Below are 22,448 nucleotides of genomic sequence, written 5' to 3' on the forward strand. Positions count from 1 at the left end.
GACCACGAAAGGCCCCCCGATGTTCCCGATCCGCGACCACAACCCGTCGACGCGGCGGCCCTATGTCACCATGGCGCTGATCGCGCTGAACCTTCTGATGTTCGTGCTGACTCAGGGCTGGAGCGACCAGTTCAACGCGCTTTGGGCACAGCTTGCGCTTTATCCCGTCGCCGTGACGCATGGAGAGATGCTGTGGGGGCTGGTCAGCCACATGTTCCTGCATGCGGGTTTCCTGCATATCGGCGGCAATCTCTTGTTCCTGTGGATTTTCGGCGACAATCTCGAGGACCAGATGGGGCATCTGGGGTTCCTCCTGTTCTACCTCGCCTGCGGGCTGGCGGCGGCCTTCGCGCAGATCATCCCCGACCCGAATTCCGGCGTGCCGATGGTCGGGGCCTCGGGGGCGATTGCCGGGGTGATGGGCGCCTATCTGCTGCTGTTCCCGCGCGCCAAGGTGGACGTGCTGGTCATCATCATCATTATCATCAAGATCTTTACCATCCCGGCCTGGGTAATGCTGGCCTTCTGGTTCGCACTGCAGGTCTTTGGCGGCTTCTCGACCCTTGGCGCCGAGGAGGGCGTGGCCTATTGGGCCCATGCCGGCGGTTTCGTCGCGGGGATCGTGCTGGCCTTGCCGCTGTTCCTGCGGCGTGGCGGGCCGGGTTTCTGGCAGCGCACCCACGGCCATCCGCCGCATCCGGCGATCGACTATCCGCAGAGCCGCATCCCCACGGTGCGACGCTAGGGATACCGCCCCGCCGACATGTGTCGCTTGCCGGCGAAACCGGGGCGGCGCTCGACCACAAAGCCCGCCGCCGCCAGCGCGCGCCGCACGTGGCCGGCGGCAGTATAGGTGGCGAAACTGCCGCCCGGCGCGGTGTGACGGCCCACCTCACCCATCAACCCCTCGCCCCACATCTCGGGGTTCTTGGCCGGCGAGAAGCCGTCGAGAAACCAGGCATCCGCCCGCCCCTGCCAATCGGGCAGCGTGGCGCGCACGTCACCGGTTATCACCTCGGCTTCGACCAATCCCACTTGCATCCGCCGGGCAGGCCAGCCGGCGCGCAGCTGCGCCGAGAGGTCCGCCAGATCGGGGAAGGCCGCATGGGCCTGTTCCATCTGTTCGACGCTCATCGGGAAGCCCTCGAAGCTGGTAAACCGCAGCGGCACCGTCGCCAGCCGCGCCAATGCCAGCAGGTTCAGCCCGGTGCCGAAGCCCAGTTCCGCGACATGGAACCCCGGCCGCAGTCGTTCCGGCAGGTCATTGCCGGCAAGGAACACATGGGCCGTCTCGGCCAGCCCGCCCGCGAGGCTGAAATAGGGGTCGTCAAAGCGGGTCGAGACCGGGATGCCGCCCTCGCGCCATTCCAGATGCGGCTGGTTGCCGCTGCCGTTCTCGGGTAACTCGCTCATGCCGGCAGCTAGGGGAAAGGCGCAGGGTTTGGCAAGCGTGAGCGTGATCGGCGGCGGCATCTTCGGCCTCGCTTGTGCCTGGGAAATGGCACGGCGCGGGGCGCGGGTGCGCGTCCACGAGGCCCGACAGATCTGCGCCGGCTCCTCGGGCGGTCATGTCGGCGCGCTGGCCCCGCATACCCCCGACACATGGAACGACAAGAAGGCGTTTCAGCTGGACAGCCTGCTGATGGCCCCGGACTTCTGGGCCGAGGTCGAGGCCGTATCGGGGCTGTCCAGCGGATATGCCCGCATGGGCCGGTTGCAGCCGGTCACTGATCCCGCCGCCCTGCAACCCCGGCTCGACGGCGCGGCGCGGCATTGGCCCGAGGGGATCGGGATGCGGATTGTCGAGAACCCGGCCAGCCCGCTGGCCACAGCCGGCCTCTGGCTCGAGGACGACCTGACCGCCCGGCTGAACCCGCGCGCCGCGTTACAGGCGCTCGCCGGTGCCATCCGCGCCAAGGGCGGCGAGGTGATCGAGGGAAAGGCCGCGCCCAACGACCTGCCCGGCCCGGTGATCTGGGCCACTGGCACCGAGGGGCTTCTGGCGCTGAACGCCGCCACCGGGCGCAAGATCGGTCAGGGGGTCAAGGGTCAGTCGGCGCTGCTGGATCTCGCTTTGCCAGACAGCCCGCAGGTCTTTGCCGACGGGCTTTACATCGTGCCCCATGCGGATGGCACCACCGCCATCGGTTCGACCAGCGAGAACAGGTTCGACCATGACCGCCCCGACAACCAGATCGACGCGCTGCTGACCCGCGCCCGCGACCTTTGCCCGGGGCTGGAGGGCGCGGCGCTGATCGAGACCTGGGCCGGCATCCGTCCCCGCGCGCAAAGCCGCGCGCCGATCCTCGGGCCCTTCCCCGGTCGGCCCGGGCATTTCATCGCCAATGGCGGCTTCAAGATCGGCTTCGGCATGGCCCCGAAGATTGCCCGCTTGATGGCTGACCTGATCCTTGAGGGCCGCGATAGCATCCCCGACGGCTTCCGCCTGCCCGCCGCGTAACGGCCACATCACGCTTGCGCCACGCCCCTACCCGCGCGACACTTGCGGGAAAAGGACAGCCGCCATGACCCCGCTCGAAACCGTCTTTGCCGCCATCGACAAGGCCAATGCCGCCGATCCGACGCTGGAGCACGGCCACCCCGCCGCGCTGCTTTATGGCGAGCGGATGACGGCCGAGCAGGTGCGGCTGTTCCCCGAAGCCTCGGACGTCTTGTGCATCGCTTGCCGTGGCCAGCATATCGAGCGCTGGAAGCTGCCGCGCCAGGATTACCCGATGGACCGCGCCGGCTATCTGCAATGGCGGACCGAGCAGGGCCGCCGCCATGCCAACCGCGTCGGCGGCATCATGGAGGAAGCCGGCTATCACGGTGACGAGATCGACCGCGCCCGCAAGATGCTGACCAAGCAGGGGATCAAGCGCGATCCCGAGGTGCAGGCGCTGGAAGACGTGATCTGCTTTACCTTCATCCGCTGGTATCTGGGCGATTTCATGGCCGATCAGCCCGACGAGAAGATGCCCCGCATCATCGAGTTGACCGCCCGCAAGATGTCCGCCGATGGACGCGCCCGGGTGCTGGCGGAATTCCCCATGCCTGATGAGTTCGCGCAGTTCTTCCGCGCCGAGTGATCCGGCGATGAAAGCCGTCATCGTTGCCCATGGCCAGCCCGGCGATCCCGGGCCGCAGGAACAGGCCATCCGCGATCTGGCGGCGCAGGTTGCGAAGCATGATCCCGGTTGCACGGTCACGGGTGCCACGCTCGCCATGCCCGGCGCGCTGGCGGCGGTGGTTGACGCGGACAGCCTGATCTATCCGATGTTCATGGCCGAGGGCTGGTTCACGCGGAAACAATTGCCGAAGAAGCTGGCCGAGGCCGGCGCGACCGAGGCCCGCATCCTGCTGCCCTTCGGCACCGATCCGGCGCTACCCGGACTGATCGTGACCAAGGCCCATGCGGCTGCGGCAACCGAAGGCTGGGCGCCCGCCGAGACCACCCTGCTGCTTTCTGCCCATGGCTCGCAGGTGAGCCAAGCCAGTTTCACCATCACGACGGCCATCGCCGGTCAGATCGCCCCGCAATTTGCCCGCGTCGTCACTGGCTTTGTCGAGCAGGAGCCCTTCATCGCGGATGCCGCGCGGGGGCTCGATCGCGCGGTTCACCTGCCGCTGTTCGCGCTGCGGGCCGAGCATGTGACCGATGACCTTCCGGCGGCGCTGGACGGTGCAGGCTTCACCGGCCCGCGCCTCGATCCGATCGGGCTGGCACCCGAGGTTCCCAGCCTCATCGCCGCCGCGATCCGGGCAGAAATTTTAAACTTGAAATAAATTTTCCTCCATGCCAGCTTGGCCCGGCAAGGGGGAGCACCGGCATGAAGATTCTCTGCCTCGGCGGCGGGCCTGCGGGTCTTTATTTCGCCATCTCGATGAAGCTGCGCGACCCGTCGCATCAGGTGACGGTGATCGAGCGCAACCGCGCCAATGACACCTTCGGCTGGGGCGTCGTGCTGTCGGATGACGCGCTGGATCGGATGCAGCGGAACGACCCGCAATCCACCGATGCGATCCGCGAGAACTTCATCTACTGGGACGATATCGCGGTGATCCGCGACGGCCATCGCGCCGTTTCGGGCGGGCATGGGTTCGCCGGCATCGGCCGCAAGAAGATGCTGACCATCCTGCAGGCCCGCGCGACCGAGCTGGGCGTCGAGATGCGCTTCGAGACCGAGTTCAAGGCTGCCGAGGACTATCGCCGCGACTATGATCTGGTGGTCGCCTCGGACGGGCTGAACAGCACCGTGCGGCGCGAATATGCGGAGGTGTTCAAGCCGGATATCGACATGCGGCTGGCGAAGTTCGTCTGGCTGGGCACCAACCAGAAATTCAACGACGCCTTCACCTTCATCTTCGAGAAGACCCGGCATGGCTGGGTCTGGGCGCATGTCTATCAGTTCGACGACGAGACCGCGACCTTCATCGTCGAATGCAGCCAGCAGACATGGGAGAATTTCGGCTTCGAGGGCATGAGCAAGGAGGAGATCGTCGAGACCTGTCGCGAGGTCTTCGCGGGTCATTTGGGCGGTCATCCCCTGATGTCCAACGCCGCCCATCTGCGCGGCTCGGCGGTGTGGATGAATTTTCCACGGGTGATCTGCGAGCGTTGGTATGAAGGCAATGTCGTGCTGATGGGCGATGCGGCGGCGACCGGGCATTTCTCGATCGGCTCTGGCACGCGGCTGGCCTTTGACAGCGCCATCGCGCTGGCTGAGTACCTGCATTCGGAACCGACAATGGAAGCCGCCTTCGAACGTTACCAAGAGGAACGCCGGCTCGAGGTGCTGCGCCTGCAATCGGCGGCGCGCAACAGCCTTGAATGGTTCGAGCAGGTCGAACGCTATTTCGATCTCGACCCGGTCCAGTTCACCTATTCGCTGCTGACCCGCAGCCAGCGGATCAGCCATGAGAACCTGCGCCTGCGCGATCCCGACTGGGTGCGCCGCGCCGAGGACTGGTTTCAGCAACAGGTCGGCGGCCAGCCCGGCCGCGCGCCGATGTTCGCGCCCTATCAGCTGGGCGGGATGCGGCTGAAGAACCGCATCGTTGTCTCGCCCATGGCGCAATACAAGGCCATCGACGGCAAGCCGACCAACTGGCATCTGGTGCATTACGGCGAGCGCGCCAAGGGCGGCGCGGGTCTAGTCTATACCGAGATGACCTGCGTCTCGCCCGAGGGCCGGATCACGCCGGGCTGCCCCGGCCTCTATGCGCCCGAGCACGAGGCGGCGTGGCGCGAGATCGTCGATTTCGTGCATCAGGAAACCGACGCCAAGATCTGCTGCCAGATCGGTCACTCGGGCCGCAAGGGCTCGACCCGGATCGGGTGGGAGGGGATGGACCAGCCGCTTGCGGACGATAACTGGCCGCTTCTCTCGGCCTCGGCGATCCCGTGGTCGGATCGCAATGCCGTCCCCGAGGCGATGACGCGCGCGCAGATGGAGGAGGTCCGCGATCAGTTTGTCGCGGCGACCCGGATGGCGGCGCGGGCGGGCTTCGACATGGTGGAGCTGCACGCGGCCCATGGCTACCTGATCTCCAGCTTCATCTCGCCCCTCTCGAACCAGCGGACGGACGAGTTTGGCGGCTCGCTGGAAAACCGGATGCGCTACCCGCTCGAGGTGTTTGCGGCCATGCGCGCGGCCTGGCCCGCTGAGAAACCCATCTCGGTCCGGATCAGTGCCTGCGACTGGGTCGGCGATCATGGCGTCACCCCGGAAGAGGCGGTCAGCATCGCCCGGATGTTCCGCGAGGCCGGGGCCGATATCATCGATGTTTCCGCTGGTCAGACCAGCGTGGAGGGGCGGCCGGTCTATGGCCGGATGTTCCAGACGCCGTTTTCCGACCGCATCAGGAACGAGGCCGGCATCGCCACCATGGCGGTCGGCAATATCTACGAGCCCGACCATGTGAACGGCATCCTCATGGCGGGCCGCGCTGATCTGGTCTGCCTCGCCCGGCCGCATCTGAACGACCCCTACTGGACGCTGCACGCCGCCACCGCGCTCGGGGACAAGGCGACGAGCTGGCCCCTGCCCTACCTCGCCGGGCGCGATCAGGCGCGGCGGCTGGCCGAGCGTGAAGCCGAGGCGATCCGGGCATGAGCCGCGTCCTCATCACCGGAGGCGGATCGGGCACCGGCGCCGACATGGCCCGCGCCTTTGCCGAAGCCGGGCATGAGGTGGTGATCACCGGGCGCCGCCTCGACCGGCTGACCGACGTGGCAGAGGGGCCGATCCGCGCGGTTCAGGGCGATGTCACCGACGCGGACAGCGTGGCCGCGATGTTCCGCGAGGCCGGGCCCTGTCCGATCGTCATCGCCAATGCCGGCGTGGCCGAGGCCGCGCCCTTCGGCAAGGTGACGCTGGAGCATTGGCAACGGATGATCGCCACGAACCTGACCGGGGTTTTCCTGACCTTCCAACAAGGACTGGCGCAGATGGGTGAAGGCGGGCGGCTGATCGCCATCTGCTCGATCACGGGACTGCGCGGAGCCGCCTATGCCGCGCCCTATGCCGCCAGCAAGCACGGCGTGATGGGGCTCGTGCGCTCGCTGGCGCTGGAGGTGGCGAAGAAGGGCATCACAGTCAATGCCATCTGCCCGGGCTATCTCGATACCGAGATGACCGGCCGCAGCATCGCCAATATCATGGAGAAGACGGGGCGCTCGCGCGACGAGGCCATTGCCGCGCTGGCCGGGAAGAACCCGCAGGGCCGGCTGATCCCGCCCGCAGAGGTGACGGCGGCGGCCCTGTGGCTGGCCTCGCCCGCGGCGGCCTGCGTCAACGGTCAGGCGATCACCCTCGATGGGGGCGAAAGCGCATGAGCGATCTGTCGAAGCGCCGGCTGAAGCTGTGGATCCGCCTCTTGGGCGTGACCCGCGGGGCGGAAAACCACCTGCGCGACTACCTTCGCCGCGAACATGCCACCACCCTGCCCCGGTTCGATGTCATGGCGGCTTTGTGGAGGCGGCGCGACGGCGTGACCATGTCGGAACTGTCGCGGATGTTGCTGGTGTCGAACGGCAATGCCACCGCCGTCGTCGACCGGCTGGAAGCCGATGGCCTCGCCCGGCGCGAGGCCGAGGATGGCGACCGCCGCCGCATCCGCGTGCGCCTGACCCCGGCAGGGCTGACCAGCTTCGAGGCGATGGCCACCGGCCACGAGGCCGAGGTGGATGCGATCTTCGACCGGCTGAGCGACAACGATCTAGACACGATGCGCGAGATTCTGACCCGCGCAGGAAAGGCAACATGAAACCGATCCAGATGGCGGGCCTCTGCCCCCAGCATTTCCTGTGGAGCGTCAGCGACCGCATCGCCGTGATCCGGCTGAACCGGCCCGAGCGCAAGAACCCGCTGACCTTCGACAGCTATGCCGAACTCGGCCGCACCTTCCGCGATCTGGCCCATGCCAGCGATGTCGATGTGGTGGTGCTGGCCAGCAATGGCGGCAATTTCAGCTCGGGCGGTGATGTGCACGAGATCATCGGCCCGCTGGTCGGGATGGAGATGCCGGAACTGCTGGCCTTCACCCGCATGACAGGGGAACTGGTCAAGGCGATGATCCATTGCGGGAAGCCGGTGATCGCAGCGGTCGAGGGCATCTGCGTCGGCGCCGGGGCGATCATGGCCATGGCCAGCGACCTGCGGCTGGCCGCGCCCTCGGCCAAGGCGGCGTTCCTGTTCACCAAGGTCGGGCTGGCAGGCTGCGACATGGGCGCCTGCGCCATGCTGCCGCGCATCGTCGGTCAGGGGCGGGCGGCAGAGCTGCTCTATACCGGCCGGGTGCTACGCGCCGAAGAGGGCGAGCGCTGGGGCTTCTGGAACAGCCTGCACGAGGATGTCGAGGCAGCGGCGATGGATCTGGCGCGGGCCATAGCGGCGGGGCCTGTCTGGGCGCATGGCATCACCAAGACCCAGCTGAACCAGGAATGGAACATGGGGCTGGACCAGGCGATCGAATCCGAGGCGCAGGCGCAGGCCATCTGCATGCAGACCCGCGATTTCGAACGCGCCTATCGCGCCTTCGTCGCCAAGGAGACGCCGGTTTTCGAGGGTAACTGACAGAGCGGGGGCGCTTCGCCCCCCGCACCCCCAGAGGATATTTGGACCAGGTGAATGGATAGAAGCTTTCTGGACTGGCCATTTTTCGAGGACCGCCATCGCGAATTGGCGGCGGGGCTGGAGGCGTGGGCCTCGGCCAATCTGCCGGTCGACCATGGCGATGTCGATGCGGCCTGCCGCGGGCTGGTGCAGGCGCTTGGCGCGGGCGGCTGGCTGAAGCACTCGGGCGGTGAGGCGCTGGACATCCGCAGCCTCTGCCTGATCCGCGAGACGCTGGCGCGCCATGACGGGCTGGCGGATTTCGCCTTTGCCATGCAGGGGCTGGGCATGGGGGCAGTGACGTTGTTCGGCACGCCCGGGCAACGGCAATGGCTCGACCGGACCCGGGCGGGCGAGGCGATCTCGGCCTTCGCGCTGACCGAGCCGGGATCGGGCTCGGACGTGGCGCGGACTGCAACCACGGCTGTCCGCGACGGTGGCGACTGGGTGTTGAACGGCGAAAAGACCTATATCTCCAACGGCGGCATCGCCGATCTCTACGTGATCTTCGCCCGCACCGGCGAGGCGCCGGGGGCCAAGGGCCTGTCGGCCTTCCTGCTGCCCGCCGACACGCCGGGGCTGGAAGTGGTGGGCCGCATCGAGGTCATGGCACCGCATCCCTTGGCGCATCTGCGGCTGACCAATCTGCGCCTTCCCGAAACCGCGCTGATCGGCACGGCAGGGGGCGGCTTCCGCGTCGCCATGACGGTTCTGGATCATTTCCGCCCGACCGTCGGCGCCGCCGCCCTGGGCTTTGCCCGTCGCGCGCTCGACGAGGCGCTGGCGCGGGTACGCGAGAGACAGCTTTTCGGCGCGCCGATGGCCGAGCTGCAGATGGTTCAGGGCCATATCGCCGAGATGGCGCTGAAGGTCGATGCCGCGGCGCTCTTGGTCTATCGCGCCGCATGGGCCAAGGATCAGGGCGCGCCGCGCATCACCCGCGAGGCGGCGATGGCCAAGCTTTATGCCACCGAAGCCGCACAAGAGGTGATCGATCAGGCGCTGCAGCTGTTCGGTGGCGATGGCGTCCGGGTCGGCATGGCAGTTGAAAGCCTCTACCGCGAGATCCGGGCCTTGCGCATCTATGAAGGGGCCAGTGACGTGCAGAGGCTGGTCATCGCCCGTTCCGTATTAGGGGGAGACTGATGATCTATACCCGCACCATCCCAATCGAATTCTGCCATTGCGACCCGGCGGGGATCGTCTTCTATCCGCGCTATGCCGAGATGGTGAATCACATGGTAGAAAATTATTTCATCGATGTGCTCGGCTATTCCTTTGCCGAGATGATGGCGGCAGGTCAGGGGATGCCCACCGCCCGGCTGGAGGTCGATTTCCGCAAGCCCTCGCGGCTTGGCGACCGGCTCAACTGGACGCTGGCGGTCGAGCATCTGGGTCGCAGCAGCGCGCGCTTTCTGGTCCGGGCCGAAGACCGGATCGAGGCGCGCAGCACAGTCGTGTGGATGGAACGCGACTTCACCCCCTCGCCCTGGCCCGAGGCGTTCCGGGCGAAACTGGAGGCCTATCATGCATGATGCCCTGCACCCCGCCAACTGGAAGCGCGCCGTGGGCTATGCCAATGGCATTTCGGCCCGTGGGCGGATGATCTTTACCGGCGGGCTGGTCGGATGGGATGCCGACCAGCAATTCCTGACCGATGATTTCGCCCTGCAGGTGCGGCAGGTGCTGGAGAACATCGTGGCCGTGCTGGCCGAGGGCGGGGCCGGGCCGCAGCATCTGGTGCGGCTGACCTGGTATGTCACGGACAAGCGCGACTATCTCGGTGCGCTGCGCGAGGTGGGCGCGGCCTATCGCGAGGTAATCGGGCGGCATTATCCGGCCATGGCGCTGGTTCAGGTGGCAGCATTGGTCGAGGACCGCGCCAAGGTCGAGATCGAGGCCACCGCCGTCATCCCCGACTGACCGCTTTGGGAGGAGCAAGAGATGCAACATCTGGGACCAAGCGGGCATCAGGACAGCTTCGCGCGCGACAACCTGCCGCCCGCCGCCGACTGGCCGCAAATCGATTTGTCGGGCTTTGACTATCCCGACTGGCTGAACATCGGCGCCGAACTGACCGATCGCATGGTCGATCACGGCTTTGGCGACCGCAACGCGCTGATCGGCAATGGCCGGGCGCGCACCTACAAGGAACTGACCGACTGGACCAACCGGCTGGCTCATGCGCTTGTCGAGGATTACGGGGTGAAACCCGGCAACCGGGTGCTGATCCGTTCCGCCAACAACCCGGCGATGGTGGCCTGCTGGCTGGCGGCGACCAAGGCGGGGGCGGTGGTGGTCAATACCATGCCGATGCTGCGCGCGGGCGAGCTGGGCAAGATCATCGACAAGGCCGAGGTGACCCATGCGTTGTGCGACACGCGGCTGATGGACGAGCTGGTGGCGGCGGCCAAGGATTCAGCCTTCCTCAAGACCGTGGTGGGCTTCGATGGCACCGCCAATCACGATGCTGAACTGGACCGGGCGGCACTGACCAAGTCGGTGCGCTTTGACGCGGTCAGGACCGGGCGCGACGATGTGGCGCTGCTGGGGTTCACCAGCGGCACCACGGGTGAGCCCAAGGCCACGATGCATTTCCACCGTGACCTGCTGATCATCGCCGATGGCTATGCCAAGGAGGTGCTGGCGGTCCGGCCCGATGATGTCTTTGTGGGCAGCCCGCCCCTGGCCTTCACCTTCGGGCTGGGCGGCATGGCGGTGTTTCCGCTGCGCTTCGGGGCCTCGGCGGTGCTGTTGGAAAACGCCTCGCCGCCGAACATGATCGAGATCATCCAGAACCACCGGGCAACCATCTGCTTCACCGCGCCGACCGCTTACCGGGTGATGCTCAGGGCGATGGAGGAAGGCGCGGACCTCAGCAGCCTGCGCGCCGCAGTCAGCGCCGGCGAGACCCTGCCGGCCCCGGTCTGGGAGGAGTGGCGGCAGAAGACCGGCAAGCCGATGCTGGACGGGATCGGCTCGACCGAACTGCTGCATATCTTCATCACCAACCGCTTCGATGACAGCTATCCCGGCTGCACCGGCCGCCCGGTCGGCGGCTATCGCGCCAAGATCGTCGACGAGGCGGGCCGCGACCTGCCGCAGGGCGAGCCGGGGCGGCTGGCGGTGATAGGGCCGACCGGCTGCCGCTATCTGAACGACGCGCGGCAGGGCGAGTATGTTCAGAACGGCTGGAACATCACCGGCGACACCTTCTGGCAGGACGAGGACGGGCGTTTCCATTTCGCCGCGCGCTCGGACGACATCATCCTGTCGGGCGGCTACAACATCGCCGGGCCGGATGTCGAGGCCGCGCTTCTGGCGCATGACGACGTGCTGGAATGCGCGGTCATCGGCGTGGCGGACGAGGATCGCGGCCAGATCGTTCAGGCGCATGTGGTGCTGGCGCAAGGGGTCGCGCCCGACGAGGCCACGCGGCAGCGGCTGCAGGCGCATTGCAAGGCCGTGATCGCGCCCTACAAATATCCGCGCAGCCTGCTCTTTACCGACGCCCTGCCCAAGACCCAGACCGGCAAGATCCAGCGATTCAGGTTGAAATCATGAGCTATGACCCCGAGGGCGAAGGCGCCCGCATGTCCTTCAGGGACCGCATGTCCTATGGCGATTACCTGGGGCTTGATGCCATCCTGACTGCGCAGCACCCGCTGTCGCAGGCCCATGACGAGATGCTGTTCATCGTCCAGCACCAGACCAGCGAGCTCTGGATGAAGCTGGCGCTGCACGAGATGGGCGCGGCGCGCAGCCGGATCGCGGCGGGCGACCTGCAACCGGCCTTCAAGATGCTGACCCGCGTGGCCCGGATCATGGAGCAGCTGAATTCCGCATGGGATGTGCTGCGCACCATGACCCCCAGCGAATATACCGAGTTCCGGCAATCCCTTGGCGAAAGCAGCGGCTTCCAGTCGCAGCAATACCGGATGATCGAATTCGTCGCCGGCAACCGCAACATGGCGATGGTCCGCCCGCACGAGCATCGGCCCGAGCTGGTCGCGCCGTTGCTGGCGGAAGTGGCGCGGCCATCCCTCTACGACACCGTTCTGGCGCGGCTGGCGGCGGCGGGCTTCGACGTGCCGCCGCGCGAGAGGCTGGACCAGCCGCACCAGCCCGACCCCAGGGCCCGCGCAGCTTGGGCCGAGGTCTATCGCAATCCCGGCACATATTGGGAGCTTTACGAGCTGGCCGAGAAGCTGGTGGATTTCGAGGATTACTTCCGCCGCTGGCGCTTCAACCATGTCACCACGGTCGAGCGCATCATCGGCTTCAAGCGCGGCTCGGGCGGCACCTCGGGGGTCAGCTATCTGCGGCGGATGCTGGATGTGGTGCTGTTCCCCGATCTTTGGGAATTGCGGACGGACCTGTGAGGCCGGACAGGCAGGGGTCTAGTGACCGGCCAGATCCCGCGCCATTCTGAGCGCGCCATCGAGCGGGCTGCCCTTGGGATCGAGGATCGTCCAGCGCCCGGCCAGCCGTCTGGCGAAACCCGCGCCAAGGCCACCGCTGAAGGCGACGGGCAGCGGCACTTCGGGCTGCAACCGGTCGATGAAAGCGGCGATGCCCGCATCGGCCCGGCTCAGAACCGTCAGCGCGGCGGGATCGTCGGCGCGTTCCATCAGCATCGGCGCATGGGTGGCGAAATCGGCGGCGCGGGCACTGGCGGCGAAGGTGATGATGCCACTGATGCCGCCCATCTGTGCAAGCAGATCGGCGACAAGCGGCGTGACCGGATGCAACCCGTCGGCCGCCTCGAGCGCATGGGCCAGCAGTTGCCGCCCCAACCAGTTGCCGCTGGCCTGATCGCCAAGGATCGGCCCGCGCCCGCCAATCACGGTGGTCTCGCCGCCGATCTGCCGCGAAAAGACCGAGCCGGTTCCGATGGCCGCGACGATCCCGTCCGCTCCGCCAAGCGCCCCCATGGTCGCCGTCACCGCATCCTGCACCACCCTGACCCGGGCGAAGGGCAAATGCGGAGTCAGCCAGTCGCGCGCGCCCGAAACTTCCGCGCCCGCCAGACCCAGCACGGCGGCGACCTGACCCGGTTCGGCACGACCCGCCAGCGCCTGATCGCAGGCCGCGAGGATCGCCGTCAGCGCCCCTTGCCGGTCGGAATTCACATTGGCCGGCCCGCCCTCGCCGCGTCCGATGACCTGCCCCGCCGGATCGACCAGCAGCGCCCGGCAGCCCGAGCCGCCGCCATCGAGGGCCAGCGCGAACAGGGCGGGCTCAGGCTTCGTAATAGGCATAGCCCGCGATCTCGTCGAAACCCATCGCGCGGTATAGCGCCACGGCGCCCGCATTCGCCCGGCTGACCGCCAGCCCGATCCGGGCCGCGCCGTGTTCGGCCGCCCAGAAGGCCGCCTGCCGCATCATCCAGCCGGCGAGCCCCAGCCGCCGCCAGTCGGGCAGCACCTCGAGCGCATGGACCATCGCCACATCGCCATGGATCGCCGCGAAGCCCGCCCCCGCCGCCCGGTCCTTGATCCGGCCGAGGATCGATGTCCGGGGCTCGGGCACGCGCAGCATTACCTGCTGACGCGCGGCCTTGATATTGCCCGCCGCCCAGATGTCGCGCTGGATCGCCATGGGCGGCCAGATGGCGAAGGCGGTGACCGGCGGCAGCTCGCGATCGGTCAGCCGGGCGATCGGCGCGGCCATGATCGCCGTAGGGTTCTCGCGCCGGAAACCGCGCGCCGTCAGCGCGTCTTGCAGACGCTCATCGCCATCGAGCACGCGAAAAACCAGCGGCTGGCCCCAGCCGCGCATGACGGCAATGGCGGCGTCGACATCGGCGTCGGACCACACGCCCGCCGCACGGGCCGAGTTCACCCGCCCGCCGGCCCCCGGCGCGCGACCGATACGGAAACCGCCGGCATCGGCATAATCCTCGGCGGGCCAGGTGGCCTCGAAAGCCTCGGACAGACCGGCGTCCATCACAGCGACAGCCGCTGTTTCAGCGCCCCCATGGCCTCGGCCACCCGCGCGCCATCGAGGCCGCGCACCACCAGATGCGTGCCCCAGACATCATGGTCGCGGAACGGATAGGAGCCGAGCGAGAGATCGGGGAAGGCCGCCGCGATCTCGGTCAGCCCTTCGGCCACGTCGCTTTCCCCGCGACGCACCTCGACCGAAAGCGATTGCACCGGCCGGCCACCGGCAAGGCGCGGGATCAGCCAGTCGACCATGGCGCGGAACACTTCCGGCACGCCGGCCATGACATGCGTATGCCCGATGGAAAAGCCCGGCGCGGCAGAGACGGCATTGTCGATCAGCGTGGCACCGACCGGGATGCGGGCCATGCGCAGGCGGTTCGGGGTCAGCTCTACCCCCATGCGGTCGCAACGGGCCTGCAACAGCGCCCGGGCATCCGGGCTGACCTCGACCGTGGTGCCATGGGCGGCGGCCACCGCATCGGCGGTGATGTCATCATGGGTCGGGCCGATGCCTCCCGATGTGAACAGAAGATCATAGGTGCCGCCAAGGCTGCTGTCCAAGGCGCGCACCGCCGCCACGATCTGGTCCTGATTGTCCGAGACCACCCGGATCTCGCGCAGATCGAAGCCGGTGGCGTTCAAGACCTGCGCCAGATGATGGGCATTGCCCTCGCGCGTGCGGCCCGACAGGATCTCGTCGCCGATGACCAGAATTGCGGCTGTGGGATTGTCGGATTGCATCCTCGGCTCCTTGGCATGGCTCTGGGGTCTTTTACGCCGGGCCGCAGGGCTGGAACAACCCGCCTTGCATCGCTATCTAGGCATGAAGCGAAAGGTTTGAGCGATGAACGAAGGACGCATCACCCGCGAGGGTATCCGCATCCACCTTGCCGAGGATTTCGCCGGCATGCACAAGGCAGGCCGGCTGGCGGCGCAGATCCTTGACGAGGTCGGCGCATTGGTCGAGCCGGGGGTGACCACCGGCGTGCTGGACGATTTCATCCGCAACCGGGTGGAAGCGGAAGGCGCGGTCAGCGCCACAATCGGCTATCGCGGCTATCAGCACGCCAGCTGCATCAGCGTGAACCATGTCGTCTGCCACGGCATCCCCGGCGAGAAGGTGCTGGCGGATGGCGATATCCTGAACATCGACGTGACGGTCATCATCGATGGCTGGTATGGCGATTCGAGCCGCATGTATGTGGCCGGCCGCGCGCCGATCAAGGCACAGCGGCTGATCCAGGTCACGCATGATTCGCTGATGTACGGGATCGAGGCGGTGAAGCCCGGCAATACCTTCGGCGATATCGGCGCCGCGATCCAGGCCCATGCCGAGAAGCACCGCATGTCGGTGGTGCGCGATTTCTGCGGTCACGGACTTGGCCGGGTGTTCCACGCGCCGCCGAACGTGCTGCATTTCGGACGTGCCGGCAAAGGCCCGACGCTGGAAGAGGGCATGTTCTTCACCATCGAGCCGATGATCAACCTGGGCCGCCCCGACACCAAGATCCTCGCCGATGACTGGACCGCCGTCACCCGCGACAAGTCGCTGTCGGCGCAGTTCGAGCATTCGATCGGCGTGACCGCGACGGGGTTCGAGATCTTCACCCTCTCGCCCGGCAACAAGTTCTTCCCCGAGATGGGGTGAGGCCAAGCGCGGCGGAGGGCCAGCGCCGGACCGTGGGATGGCGCCGCCACGCTGCGCCGAGGCGCTTTATGGTGCCAAGCCCCTCTTTTGCCTGAACGCGGGACCAGCGTGACCAAAGCGCCAGCCCGCCGGGACGGGCAGGCGCTGGCCCGGGCGGGCTTCGCCCTTGCTCCCGGGCCGGGTCTGCGGATCAGACGTCAGTGGTCGCAGGTTCGCCCTTCGGCGGCTTCACCCCAAAGACCGCGCAGTAAAGCGCCGGGACGAAGACCAGCGTGACCAGCGTGCCGGCAATGATCCCGCCCATCATCGAGAAGGCCATCGGCCCCCAGAAGACCTGACGCGAGATCGGGATGAGCGCCAGCGAGGCCGCCGCCGCCGTCAGAAGGATCGGCCGGGCGCGGCTGTCGGCCCCCTCGTAGACAGCTTCCCACGCGGTCATCCCCTTGGCCAAGAGCGCCTGAACCTCGTGGACAAGGATGATCGAGTTGCGGATCAGGATGCCGATCAGCGCCAGGATCCCCAGGATCGCCACGAAGCCCATCGGCACACCGAAGGGCACCAGCACCGCCACCACGCCGATCAGGCCCAAGGGTGCAGCGGCAAAGACGATCAGCGACAGGCGGAAGCTCTGCATCTGCGCCATGACCAGCAGCGCCATGATCAGGATCATCACCGGCACGACGGCGGCAATCGGTTCCTGGCTTTCACCCGAGGTCTCGACTGTGCCGCCGACCACCACCTTGACCTGAGCCGGCAGCCCGGCCTGATATTCGGCCACCCGTCCCGCCAGTGCGTCGACCAGCGTGGCGGGCTGGTCCTTGGTCGAGATCGCGGCCTTCACCGTGACCGTGGGCATCCCGTCGCGCTGCATGATCAGCGGCTGTTCGGTTTCGTATTCGAGCGTCGCCAGTGTCGCCAGCGGGATATGCGCCCCCGCCCCCGTCGCCAGTTGCAGGTTGCGGATCGAATCGAGCGAACCGCGGTCCTCTTCGTCGCCCCGCGCGATGATGTCGATCAGGAAGATATCGTCGCGCAGCTGGGTGACGGTCTGGCCCGAGAACAGCGCCTGCAGCGCGCCGGCAATGTCCTGACTGGTCACGCCCAATTGCCGGGCCTTGTCCTGATTGACGATCAGCCGCACCACCCGCGCCGGCTCGTTCCAGTCGAGCGCGATCCCCTGCAGCCGCGGCTCGGTCGCCAGAACGGCAGCCAGCCCACGCGCGGCATCGCGCGCCTCGTCGATATCGGGCGAGCTGACGCGATACTGCACCGGCTTGCCGACCGGCGGTCCGATCTCGAGATTCTTCACATAGACATCGGTGCCGACCAGATCGCTGGACGCGATCCTGTTCAGCTTGGCCTTCAGCCGGTCTCGCGCCTCGAGGTTCGGGGTCTGGATGACGATCTGGCCCATATGCGGCCCGGCGGTCGGTACGTCCATCGACAGCACGAAACGCGGCGCGCCGCGCCCGACATAGGAGGTCCAGAACAGCGCGTCCTCGTCGCCCTGCAGATGCGATTCCAAGAGGTCCATATCGGCGCGGGTCTTGGCGATCGAGGCGTTCTGCCGCTCGCCGATATCGACGATCACCTCGGTCCGGTCCGAGGTCGGGAAGAACTGCTGCTCGACAAAACGCATGCTCCAGACCGAGAAAGCGAAAAGGGCGAAGGTCAGGGCAATGGTCAGCCATTTGAAGCGCATCGCCAGAAGCAGCAGCCGGCGGAAGCCGCGCCTGAGCAGGCCCGCGCGGGCGGTGTCGTGATGGAGCGTCTTGGGCAGGAAGGTGACGCCGAGGATCGGCGCGAACAGCACCGCGACGATCCACGAGACCAGCAGCGAGACCGCGATGACCACGAACAGCGAGAAGGTGAACTCGCCGGCGGCCGAGCTGTTCAGCCCGATGGGAATGAACCCCGCGACCGTGACCAGCGTGCCCGAAAGCATCGGGAAGGCAATCGAGGTCCAGGCATAGCTGGCGGCCTGCCGCCGGTTCTCGCCCAGTTCCAGCCGCGAGATCATCGTCTCGATGGCGATCATCGCGTCATCGACCAGCAGTCCAAGCGCGATGATCAGCGCGCCAAGCGAGATGCGCTGCAGGGTGATGCCGTAAAGATCGAGGACAACGAAGGTGATCGCCAGTACCAGCGGAATGGTCAACGTCACCACCAGCCCGGCCCTGACGCCAAGGCTGATGAAGCTGACGATCAGGACGATACCGACGGCCTCGGCCAGCGCCTTAATGAAATGGCCCACCGCGTCTTTCACCACATGCGGCTGGTCGGCGAATTTCGCCATCTCGATGCCGATGGGCAGATCGGCGGCGATGCCCTGCATCAGCGCGTCCAGTTCCTCGCCGAATTTCTGGATGTTCTCGCCGCCGCGCATGCCGATCTGCAGGCCGATGGCCGGCTGACCGTTATAGCGGAACAGCGATTCCGGCGGGTCCTGATAGCCGCGCCGCACGGTGGCGACATCGGCCAGGTTGAAGAAGCGGTCGCCCACCCGCAGGTTCACCGCCGCGATGGTGTCGGCATCGACGAACTGCCCGCCCACGCGAACCAGCACCCGCTCGGGCCCGGCCTGGATCACGCCCGAGGGCGCGATGGCGTTCTGGCTGGCCAAGGTCGCCATCACCTGCTGCTGGTTCAGCCCCAGCGCCGCCAGCCGCGTGGTCGAGAATTCGAGATAGATTTCCTCTTTCTGCACGCCCAGAAGCTCGGTCTTGCCCGCCGCCGGCAGCGCCGCCACCTGCTTGCGGATGGTCTCGACGCGGTCGCGCAGCTCGCGCTGGCTGAACCCGTCCGTGGTGAAGGCGTAGATGTTGCCGTAGACATCGCCGAAATTGTCGTTGAACTGGAAGCCGGCAAATTCCTGCGGGAATTCGGGCCGGATATCCGCCATCATCTGCCGCACCCGCTTCCAGACCTCGGGCACCTGCGGGCCGCGGATCGTCGGCAGCAGCTCGACATAGACCACCGACTGACCGGGCGAAGTGACCGAACGGGTGAATTTCAGCTCGTCCAGCTCCTCCAGCTTGGTCTCGATCCGGGTGGTCACCTGCTTCAACGTCTCGTCGATGGTGGCGCCGGGCAGCGCCGCGCCGATGATCATCGTCTTGATGGTGAAGTTCGGGTCTTCCTCGCGGCCGAGATTGAGATAGCTGATCGTGCCCGCGATCATCGAGATGATCAGCAGGAACCAGACAAAGCTGCGATGGCTCAGCGCCCAGTCCGACAGGTTGAAGCGGTTCATGGCGCGATCCTCCGGCCGACCTGCTGACCCTCGCTCAGCGAATGGACGCCACGCACGACAACCTCGTCGCCCTGATCCAGCCCCTCGTTGATGAAGACCTCGCCCAGCAGCGCCGCCCCGGTGACAACCGGGGTCAGGGACACCGTGGCGCTGTCGCCCTCGCGGGTTACGCGCCAGACATGGGGCTTGCCCTCGTGATCAAAGACTGCCCGCTCGGACAGGGTCATGGCGATATCCGTCTCGCCGGCCAGCCGCGCCCGGATCAGCGAGCCGAGCCGCAGATGGTGACCCGAGTCCAGCGACAGATGCACCCGGCGGGTGCGGGTGGCGCTGTCGGCCAAGGGCTCAATCCGGTCGACGGTGGCGCGGGTCTCGGTGTCGGGGTCATCGTCCTGCCAGACGGTAAAGACGGCGCTGTCATCCAGTTCCGACAAAGCCGCTTCGGGCAGGTCGATCACCGCCTCGCGGCTGTCCTCGGCCGACAGCTGCACCACCGGCTCGCCGGCGTTCAGCACCGCGCCGGGATTGGCAAAGACATCGCTGATGACACCGTCAAAGGGCGCAGTCATCTGGGCGAAGCCCTCGGCATCCCGCGCCCGGATCAGTTCCGACCGGGTCTGTTCCACCGCCGCCTCGGCCGCAGCCAGCGCCTGTTCGGCCTGTTCCAGCTGCGCGGTCGAGGCAACGTTTCGATCGGCCAGCGCCCGGGTCCGCTCGGCCGTGGCTTGCGCCGTTGACAGCTGAACCTCTGCCGCCTCGGCGGCGGCGCCGGCGGCGCTGACATTGGCGGCCAGATCGTCAGGGTCCAGTTCGGCCAGCACATCGCCTGCGGCCACGTCATCGCCCAGTTCGACATTGCGCAGCACCAGCCGCCCCAGCGTCTGGAAGGCCAGCGTCACCTGATTGCGCGCCGTCACCACGCCGGGGACCGAGCGGGCCTTGATGTCGCTGTCCGAAACGATGACGCTGACCACCGGGCGCGGCGGCCCCTCGACCACCGGCTCCTCGGCCTTCTGCCAGGGCAGTTCAAACGCATGGACAGGGGGCGCCAGCGCGAGGCAGAGGGCGGCAAGCCCCAGAGTTCCAACGGGGTTCATTCACCGGCCTCCGCTTCGGCTTCCGCTTCCACCGCCGCCGTCGCATCGACGACCGCTCGGCCGGGATAGAGCATCTGCGAGCCGGCGCCGACCACGGTCTGCCCCTGCTCGATGCCGCTTTTCAGATAGACATCGCCATTGGTGAAACGTTCGATCTCGACCGGCTGAATGGCAACGCGCCCGTCCTCGCCGATCAGCCAGACCGCCGGTGCGGCGCCGTCGCGGGTCAGCGCCGTCCAGGGCACGGTGATCGCCGCGCCGGCGGGGAAGCTGACAGTGCCGCGCACCGCCGCACCGAGCAGCCGCGTATCGGTCGGCGCGCCATCGACGCGGGCGCGCACGGTGACAGTGCCGGTCTGCGGATCGACGAGCGGTGCGATCTCGGTCACATGGCCAACCATGTCTGGCGCATCCACGTCGAGCGGTTCCAGCTCCACCTGAGCGCCCATGGCCTTGTCCAGATTGGGCATGTCCGGGGTCTGGAACACCGCCTCGAAGCCGCCCAGAACCGCAAGCGACAGCACCACCTGCGCCGCCCCGACGATCTGGCCGGGATCGGCATTGCGCCTAGTCACGATCGAATCCTCGGGTGCGCGGATCACCGTATCCTCGACCGCGCGGCGGGCCTGATCGGCCTGCGACTGCGAGCGGGTCACCCCGCCATCGGCCTGCGACAACGCCTGCTGTGCCTGATCGCGGGCAGCGCGGGTGCCGACGCCGCGATCCAGCATCGCCTGCGCCCGGTCAAAGGCCTGACTGGCCTGCGCACGTGTCGCCTCGGCGGCGGAAAGGCTGGCCTCGGCCACCGACAGCGCCTGGTCCTGCTGCACCGGATCGGTCCGCGCCAGCGCCTGCCCGGCACTGACCCGGTCGCCCTCGTCCACCATGATTTCAATGACGCGGCCACCCTGACGGAAGCCGAGATCCACCGTGTCCTTGGCCTCCAGCGTTCCGGTCAGCGAGGAGTCAAAGGTCAACTCGGTGCCGCGCACCGGCACGAATTCCACCGCAAGGGGCTCTTCGGCCAGCCCGGCTGAAGCGGCAATCGTTGTGGAAAAGAGTAGCGTCGACAAGAGTTTGCGCGTCATTGCCGGCCTCATGAAACAACCATCCGACAGCTTGCCGGATTCAATCGCCAAAAGAAAGGTGCACTGACGTCAGGTCACGGGCTCAGGTGACGGCGGCCTTGCGGTGAAACTCGGGCTTGTCCCATGATCCGTCACGCAGAAGCCGCGCCAGAACATCGACCGCGCGGGCCACATCATCCAGCCCGTTATAAAGCGGCGCGAAGCCGAAGCGCAGCACGTCGGGCGCGCGGAAATCGCCGATCACCCCCTCGGCAATCAGCGCCTGCATCACCGCATAGGCCTGCGGGTGGCGGAAGCCCACCTGCGAGCCGCGCAGCGCCGGATCGCGCGGCGAGTTCAGCGTGACACCCGGACAATTCGCCTCGACCCCGGCGATGAAGGCCTCGGTCAACTCGATCGAGCGGGCGCGCAGATCGGCCAGCGCGACGCCCTCCCAGACATCCAGCGCCGCGTCGAGCGCGGTCATGGCGATGACCGGCGGCGTGCCGACCCGCATCCGCTCGATCCCCGACGCGGGGCGATAGCCCAGGTCAAAGGCAAAGGGCGCGGCATGTCCCATCCAGCCCTGCAGGATCGGCTCGGCCGCCTCGGCATGGCGGGGATGGGTCCAGATGAAGGCCGGCGCCCCCGGCCCGCCGTTCAGGTATTTATAGGTGCAGCCGACGGCGAAATCGGCATCTGCACCCAAAAGGTCCACGTCCACTGCCCCCGCCGAATGCGCCAGATCCCAGACCGTCAGCGCGCCGGCCTCATGCGCGCGGGCGGTCAGACCGGCCATGTCGTGACGGCGGCCGGTGCGGTAATCGACCTCGGTAATCATCAGCACCGCGAGATCGGGGCCGATGGCATCGGCCACGGCCTCGGGCTCGACCACCCGCAATTCGGCCCCGACGGCGCGGGCCAGCCCTTCGGCGACGTAAAGATCCGAGGGGAAATTGCCGCTGTCGGACAGGATCACCCGGCGCTCGGGGCGCAGCGCGCGGGCGGCGCTGACCGCCTGAAACACCTTGATCGACAGCGTGTCGCCCATGACCACCTGCCCCGGCCCCGCGCCGATCAGCCGTGCCACCCGGTCACCGACGCGGCGGGGCTGTTCATACCAGCCGGCGCTGTTCCAGCCCCGGATCAGTTCTTCCGCCCATTCGTCCTGCATCATCCGCGCCACGCGATCCCGCGCGGCCAGGGGCATCGGACCCAGCGAATTGCCATCCAGGTAGGTCACCCCTTCGGGCAGGTGAAAGGCCGCTCGGGTGCGGTTGAAGTCGGTCATGGCTGGTCCCCCTTGACCCGACGCTAT

At 67.2% G+C, this 22,448-nt stretch carries 22 protein-coding genes; 14 read left to right on the top strand and 8 right to left on the bottom strand.

Translation table 11 applies throughout. The annotated features are described in order from the left end of the window. The first annotated feature begins 19 nt into the window (after positions 1 to 19). Complete coding sequence (locus CX676_RS10700) at positions 20 to 745, top strand: rhomboid family intramembrane serine protease (protein WP_101752600.1); 726 nt, start codon at positions 20 to 22, stop codon at positions 743 to 745. On the opposite strand, the gene mnmD is transcribed toward CX676_RS10700, so the two are convergent. After that, a complete protein-coding gene (gene mnmD, locus CX676_RS10705; RefSeq protein ID WP_101754269.1) occupies positions 742 to 1,413 on the bottom strand; it encodes a tRNA (5-methylaminomethyl-2-thiouridine)(34)-methyltransferase MnmD in 672 nt (223 codons plus the stop codon). The genes CX676_RS10700 and mnmD overlap by 4 nt on opposite strands. Before the next feature lie 37 nt (positions 1,414 to 1,450). On the opposite strand from mnmD, the gene CX676_RS10710 reads away from it, so the two are divergent. From CX676_RS10710 to kynA, 12 genes are all read left to right on the top strand, one after another. After that, positions 1,451 to 2,461, top strand: a complete 1,011-nt coding sequence (locus CX676_RS10710) for an NAD(P)/FAD-dependent oxidoreductase (protein ID WP_332872956.1) — start codon at positions 1,451 to 1,453, stop codon at positions 2,459 to 2,461. Between the two features lie 64 nt (positions 2,462 to 2,525). Beyond that, complete coding sequence (locus tag CX676_RS10715; protein ID WP_101752602.1) at positions 2,526 to 3,089, top strand: DUF4202 domain-containing protein; 564 nt, start codon at positions 2,526 to 2,528, stop codon at positions 3,087 to 3,089. A 7-nt stretch (positions 3,090 to 3,096) separates the two neighbouring features. Further along, on the top strand, positions 3,097 to 3,786 hold the full coding sequence (locus CX676_RS10720) for a sirohydrochlorin chelatase (protein ID WP_101752603.1): 690 nt from the start codon (positions 3,097 to 3,099) through the stop codon (positions 3,784 to 3,786). A 44-nt stretch (positions 3,787 to 3,830) separates the two neighbouring features. Then, on the top strand, positions 3,831 to 6,116 hold the full coding sequence (locus CX676_RS10725; RefSeq protein WP_101752604.1) for a bifunctional salicylyl-CoA 5-hydroxylase/oxidoreductase: 2,286 nt from the start codon (positions 3,831 to 3,833) through the stop codon (positions 6,114 to 6,116). Beyond that, positions 6,113 to 6,838 (top strand): SDR family NAD(P)-dependent oxidoreductase, encoded by a 726-nt coding sequence (locus CX676_RS10730; protein ID WP_101752605.1) that lies wholly within the window; start codon positions 6,113 to 6,115, stop codon positions 6,836 to 6,838. Before CX676_RS10725 ends, CX676_RS10730 begins: the two co-directional genes overlap by 4 nt. After that, positions 6,835 to 7,269 carry a MarR family winged helix-turn-helix transcriptional regulator gene (locus CX676_RS10735; RefSeq protein WP_101752606.1) on the top strand — a complete coding sequence of 145 codons (435 nt, stop codon included), beginning with the start codon at positions 6,835 to 6,837 and terminating at the stop codon, positions 7,267 to 7,269. The genes CX676_RS10730 and CX676_RS10735 overlap by 4 nt, the downstream gene beginning before the upstream one ends. Further along, the gene (locus CX676_RS10740) at positions 7,266 to 8,078 is read left to right on the top strand and encodes an enoyl-CoA hydratase family protein (protein ID WP_101752607.1); all 813 of its coding nucleotides are present in this window, start codon (positions 7,266 to 7,268) and stop codon (positions 8,076 to 8,078) included. Before CX676_RS10735 ends, CX676_RS10740 begins: the two co-directional genes overlap by 4 nt. Before the next feature lie 54 nt (positions 8,079 to 8,132). Further along, a complete protein-coding gene (locus CX676_RS10745; protein ID WP_101752608.1) occupies positions 8,133 to 9,263 on the top strand; it encodes an acyl-CoA dehydrogenase family protein in 1,131 nt (376 codons plus the stop codon). Beyond that, positions 9,263 to 9,652, top strand: coding sequence for an acyl-CoA thioesterase (locus CX676_RS10750; RefSeq protein ID WP_101752609.1), 390 nt, complete (start codon positions 9,263 to 9,265; stop codon positions 9,650 to 9,652). Before CX676_RS10745 ends, CX676_RS10750 begins: the two co-directional genes overlap by 1 nt. Beyond that, entirely contained in the window at positions 9,645 to 10,040 is a 396-nt protein-coding gene (locus CX676_RS10755) for a RidA family protein (protein ID WP_101752610.1), read from the top strand. The genes CX676_RS10750 and CX676_RS10755 overlap by 8 nt, the downstream gene beginning before the upstream one ends. A gap of 21 nt (positions 10,041 to 10,061) precedes the next feature. Further along, complete coding sequence (locus CX676_RS10760) at positions 10,062 to 11,681, top strand: AMP-binding protein (protein ID WP_101752611.1); 1,620 nt, start codon at positions 10,062 to 10,064, stop codon at positions 11,679 to 11,681. After that, positions 11,678 to 12,499, top strand: coding sequence for a tryptophan 2,3-dioxygenase (gene kynA / locus CX676_RS10765; RefSeq protein ID WP_101752612.1), 822 nt, complete (start codon positions 11,678 to 11,680; stop codon positions 12,497 to 12,499). The genes CX676_RS10760 and kynA overlap by 4 nt, the downstream gene beginning before the upstream one ends. An 18-nt stretch (positions 12,500 to 12,517) precedes the next feature. On the opposite strand, the gene CX676_RS10770 is transcribed toward kynA, so the two are convergent. The 3 genes from CX676_RS10770 to CX676_RS10780 are packed head-to-tail and all read right to left on the bottom strand — an operon-like array spanning position 12,518 to position 14,806. After that, complete coding sequence (locus CX676_RS10770; protein ID WP_101752613.1) at positions 12,518 to 13,378, bottom strand: BadF/BadG/BcrA/BcrD ATPase family protein; 861 nt, start codon at positions 13,376 to 13,378, stop codon at positions 12,518 to 12,520. Beyond that, positions 13,359 to 14,066: a GNAT family N-acetyltransferase gene (locus tag CX676_RS10775; RefSeq protein ID WP_101752614.1), complete on the bottom strand. Its 708-nt coding sequence runs from the start codon at positions 14,064 to 14,066 to the stop codon at positions 13,359 to 13,361. The genes CX676_RS10770 and CX676_RS10775 overlap by 20 nt, the downstream gene beginning before the upstream one ends. Next, positions 14,066 to 14,806 (bottom strand): competence/damage-inducible protein A, encoded by a 741-nt coding sequence (locus CX676_RS10780; RefSeq protein ID WP_101752615.1) that lies wholly within the window; start codon positions 14,804 to 14,806, stop codon positions 14,066 to 14,068. The genes CX676_RS10775 and CX676_RS10780 overlap by 1 nt, the downstream gene beginning before the upstream one ends. Before the next feature lie 103 nt (positions 14,807 to 14,909). On the opposite strand from CX676_RS10780, the gene map reads away from it, so the two are divergent. After that, positions 14,910 to 15,713: a type I methionyl aminopeptidase gene (gene map / locus CX676_RS10785; protein ID WP_101752616.1), complete on the top strand. Its 804-nt coding sequence runs from the start codon at positions 14,910 to 14,912 to the stop codon at positions 15,711 to 15,713. Between the two features lie 190 nt (positions 15,714 to 15,903). On the opposite strand, the gene CX676_RS10790 is transcribed toward map, so the two are convergent. From CX676_RS10790 to kynU, 4 genes are all read right to left on the bottom strand, one after another. Continuing rightward, positions 15,904 to 18,966 (bottom strand): efflux RND transporter permease subunit, encoded by a 3,063-nt coding sequence (locus CX676_RS10790; RefSeq protein ID WP_101752617.1) that lies wholly within the window; start codon positions 18,964 to 18,966, stop codon positions 15,904 to 15,906. Beyond that, complete coding sequence (locus tag CX676_RS10795) at positions 18,963 to 20,063, bottom strand: efflux RND transporter periplasmic adaptor subunit (RefSeq protein WP_101752618.1); 1,101 nt, start codon at positions 20,061 to 20,063, stop codon at positions 18,963 to 18,965. Before CX676_RS10795 ends, CX676_RS10790 begins: the two co-directional genes overlap by 4 nt. Then, entirely contained in the window at positions 20,060 to 21,151 is a 1,092-nt protein-coding gene (locus tag CX676_RS10800; RefSeq protein WP_101752619.1) for an efflux RND transporter periplasmic adaptor subunit, read from the bottom strand. The genes CX676_RS10795 and CX676_RS10800 overlap by 4 nt, the downstream gene beginning before the upstream one ends. Positions 21,152 to 21,233: 82 nt before the next feature. Next, the gene (gene kynU / locus CX676_RS10805; protein ID WP_101752620.1) at positions 21,234 to 22,421 is read right to left on the bottom strand and encodes a kynureninase; all 1,188 of its coding nucleotides are present in this window, start codon (positions 22,419 to 22,421) and stop codon (positions 21,234 to 21,236) included. Positions 22,422 to 22,448 lie beyond the last annotated feature (27 nt).

Source organism: Paracoccus zhejiangensis (assembly GCF_002847445.1).
GTDB lineage: Bacteria > Pseudomonadota > Alphaproteobacteria > Rhodobacterales > Rhodobacteraceae > Paracoccus > Paracoccus zhejiangensis.

What these genes read in the sequence shown, in the direction of transcription:
- CX676_RS10700 (WP_101752600.1), top strand. Translation starts at nt 20, where the DNA reads ATGTTCCCGATCCGCGACCACAACCCGTCGACGCGGCGGCCCTATGTC.
- mnmD (WP_101754269.1), bottom strand. Translation starts at nt 1,413, where the DNA reads ATGAGCGAGTTACCCGAGAACGGCAGCGGCAACCAGCCGCATCTGGAA.
- CX676_RS10715 (WP_101752602.1), top strand. Translation starts at nt 2,526, where the DNA reads ATGACCCCGCTCGAAACCGTCTTTGCCGCCATCGACAAGGCCAATGCC.
- CX676_RS10720 (WP_101752603.1), top strand. Translation starts at nt 3,097, where the DNA reads ATGAAAGCCGTCATCGTTGCCCATGGCCAGCCCGGCGATCCCGGGCCG.
- CX676_RS10725 (WP_101752604.1), top strand. Translation starts at nt 3,831, where the DNA reads ATGAAGATTCTCTGCCTCGGCGGCGGGCCTGCGGGTCTTTATTTCGCC.
- CX676_RS10730 (WP_101752605.1), top strand. Translation starts at nt 6,113, where the DNA reads ATGAGCCGCGTCCTCATCACCGGAGGCGGATCGGGCACCGGCGCCGAC.
- CX676_RS10735 (WP_101752606.1), top strand. Translation starts at nt 6,835, where the DNA reads ATGAGCGATCTGTCGAAGCGCCGGCTGAAGCTGTGGATCCGCCTCTTG.
- CX676_RS10740 (WP_101752607.1), top strand. Translation starts at nt 7,266, where the DNA reads ATGAAACCGATCCAGATGGCGGGCCTCTGCCCCCAGCATTTCCTGTGG.
- CX676_RS10745 (WP_101752608.1), top strand. Translation starts at nt 8,133, where the DNA reads ATGGATAGAAGCTTTCTGGACTGGCCATTTTTCGAGGACCGCCATCGC.
- CX676_RS10750 (WP_101752609.1), top strand. Translation starts at nt 9,263, where the DNA reads ATGATCTATACCCGCACCATCCCAATCGAATTCTGCCATTGCGACCCG.
- CX676_RS10755 (WP_101752610.1), top strand. Translation starts at nt 9,645, where the DNA reads ATGCATGATGCCCTGCACCCCGCCAACTGGAAGCGCGCCGTGGGCTAT.
- CX676_RS10760 (WP_101752611.1), top strand. Translation starts at nt 10,062, where the DNA reads ATGCAACATCTGGGACCAAGCGGGCATCAGGACAGCTTCGCGCGCGAC.
- kynA (WP_101752612.1), top strand. Translation starts at nt 11,678, where the DNA reads ATGAGCTATGACCCCGAGGGCGAAGGCGCCCGCATGTCCTTCAGGGAC.
- CX676_RS10770 (WP_101752613.1), bottom strand. Translation starts at nt 13,378, where the DNA reads ATGCCTATTACGAAGCCTGAGCCCGCCCTGTTCGCGCTGGCCCTCGAT.
- CX676_RS10775 (WP_101752614.1), bottom strand. Translation starts at nt 14,066, where the DNA reads ATGGACGCCGGTCTGTCCGAGGCTTTCGAGGCCACCTGGCCCGCCGAG.
- CX676_RS10780 (WP_101752615.1), bottom strand. Translation starts at nt 14,806, where the DNA reads ATGCAATCCGACAATCCCACAGCCGCAATTCTGGTCATCGGCGACGAG.
- map (WP_101752616.1), top strand. Translation starts at nt 14,910, where the DNA reads ATGAACGAAGGACGCATCACCCGCGAGGGTATCCGCATCCACCTTGCC.
- CX676_RS10790 (WP_101752617.1), bottom strand. Translation starts at nt 18,966, where the DNA reads ATGAACCGCTTCAACCTGTCGGACTGGGCGCTGAGCCATCGCAGCTTT.
- CX676_RS10795 (WP_101752618.1), bottom strand. Translation starts at nt 20,063, where the DNA reads ATGAACCCCGTTGGAACTCTGGGGCTTGCCGCCCTCTGCCTCGCGCTG.
- CX676_RS10800 (WP_101752619.1), bottom strand. Translation starts at nt 21,151, where the DNA reads ATGACGCGCAAACTCTTGTCGACGCTACTCTTTTCCACAACGATTGCC.
- kynU (WP_101752620.1), bottom strand. Translation starts at nt 22,421, where the DNA reads ATGACCGACTTCAACCGCACCCGAGCGGCCTTTCACCTGCCCGAAGGG.